The organism is Clostridium polyendosporum (assembly GCF_018332455.1).
Taxonomy (GTDB): Bacteria; Bacillota; Clostridia; order Clostridiales; family Clostridiaceae; genus Clostridium_AY; species Clostridium_AY polyendosporum.
In genome coordinates this window covers 1-227 of record NZ_BOPZ01000124.1, presented here as the reverse complement: position 1 = coordinate 227, position 227 = coordinate 1, and the positions used below count along the sequence as shown (strand labels likewise).

Here is a 227-nt window from a genome sequence, read left to right as displayed (position 1 = left end):
ATCTTTAAACCGTCTTATTCTATTTTGACTTATTGTAGATGCATCTGGAATTTTTTCTGTAATTGAATATCCTAAAAACCATCTGTATGCTAAATTCACCTCAATATCTTTAATTAGTTGCCTTTCGGAGCGTATGCCATAAAGATATCCTATGAACAACATCTTAAATAATACAACCGGGTCAGTCCCTGGGCGTCCATTTGTATGACAATATAAATCTTTAGTTA

General features: G+C 32.6%; 1 protein-coding gene. It reads right to left on the bottom strand.

Annotated features, from left to right (window positions below):
- The coding region (locus CPJCM30710_RS17680) for a transposase (protein WP_212905409.1) at positions 1–227 on the bottom strand (227 nt) is incomplete at both ends.